This window comes from Candidatus Thiosymbion oneisti, assembly GCF_900092655.1.
Taxonomy (GTDB): domain Bacteria; phylum Pseudomonadota; class Gammaproteobacteria; order Chromatiales; family Chromatiaceae; genus Thiosymbion; species Thiosymbion oneisti.
In genome coordinates this window covers 1-1,615 of record NZ_FLUY01000713.1, presented here as the reverse complement: position 1 = coordinate 1,615, position 1,615 = coordinate 1, and the positions used below count along the sequence as shown (strand labels likewise).

General features: G+C 50.5%; 1 protein-coding gene. It reads left to right on the top strand.

The features are described from left to right. The first annotated feature begins 130 nt into the window (after nt 1-130). Nucleotides 131-1,279 carry a 2'-deoxycytidine 5'-triphosphate deaminase gene (locus tag BQ17_RS07865; RefSeq protein WP_089725903.1) on the top strand — a complete coding sequence of 383 codons (1,149 nt, stop codon included), beginning with the start codon at nt 131-133 and terminating at the stop codon, nt 1,277-1,279. Nucleotides 1,280-1,615 lie beyond the last annotated feature (336 nt).

The following is a 1,615-nucleotide window of genomic DNA, read 5'->3' as shown; positions in this document are numbered from 1 at the left end:
ACGCTGGAGCGTGGGGAGCCAGCCGAATATCAATGCCAGTAGAAAATCAATAGGTTAGTTTTTAGACAGCCTCTAAGACACAGAGCGCGCGGAGTGTTTTCGATAAAACCTTTGTTATGTGTTCATCGCTATGGCAAACCCCAACCTAGAACTCTTTCCAGATACGGAAGCGAAGTCTACAGGCGTAATGGCGGCACAACAGATCAAAAATGCCATTGACCAAGGGTACGTATTACCGGATCGGCCAATCGAGCCGGTCCAACTACAGCCATCGAGTTTGGATCTCAGGTTGGGGACACGGGCGTACCGCGTCAGGGCTGGTTTCTTACCAGGCCCGAAATCCACTGTCCTCGCCTGCCTGGAGCAGCAAGGGGACGACGTCGTCGAGCTCGACCTTTCGTCTCCGCAAATATTCGAGCGTGACCACGTCTATATAGTACCCCTTATGGAACGGATGAGGCTTCCGAAGAAAGTATCCGGAAAAGCCAATCCGAAGAGCAGTACCGGGCGATTGGATATCTTCACCAGGCTGATTACGGATTATGGCATGGAGTTTGATCGCGTCCCGGAAGCCTACATAGGGCCCTTGTATGCAGAGATTTCTCCGCGATCCTTTTCGGTCCGCGTTCATCATGGAGCCACGCTGAATCAGTTACGATTTGTTGTCGGTTCCCCATCTCCGTCGGACAGGAGTATTCGCGACCTCCATAAAAGCCAAGGACTGGTCTATGCCAATGACGGTATCGTCATTGACGCGAACGTCGATAAGGGGCTTACGCTTTCAATAGACCTTGAGTTAGGCAATGATTCGGGACCTGTCGGATACATTGCGAGAAGTACTTCCGCTGTGATCGATATTAGTAAGACGAACCACTACGAGACCGAGAAATTCTGGAAATCGATAGAAAGGCCAATGGACGGCCGAATCATAATCGAGCCAAATCACTTCTACATCCTTGCTTCCAAAGAGTTGGTCAGGATTCCACCCGATTACGCCGCCGAGATGATTGCCTTCGATCCGGTTATTGGGGAGTTCAGGGCTCATTACGCCGGTTTTTTCGATCCCGGGTTCGGTGATGGTAACATCCAGGGAGTGCGCGCCGTTCTCGAAGTAAGGGCTCACTATGTGCCCTTTTCTCTGCAACATGGGCAAATTGTAGCGAGGATGATATACGAAAGAATGATGCAGGTACCGGACCGCCTATACGGCAGGGAGCTTGGATCGTCATATTACAATCAAGGGCTCACACTGAGTAAACATTTTGTTCGAGGTCTATGAGTACCATTAACCCGCATATCTCACCGGCCTGCATAGCCTTAGAGACTGTCTAAAAAATCAAGATACCTTGGTCTTAACTGCTTGCCGAAGGATTCAGCCGCAAATGAACGCGAATGAACGCAAATGAAGATCACTGCTTAAATTTGCGTCTATTTGCGGCAAAAAATAAGGGGCTTAAGGGCACCTTGCAAAATTACTGCTTAGGGGGCTAGCCGAGGGTAACATCCTGCCAGTCCAAAAAGAATGCTCATCGCCGGGTGAACCATGGGCCAGCGCAGCTTCTTCGACATTGAAAACCGGTTACGGAGCATCAGCAAGCTCGGTGACCCGCGGGAG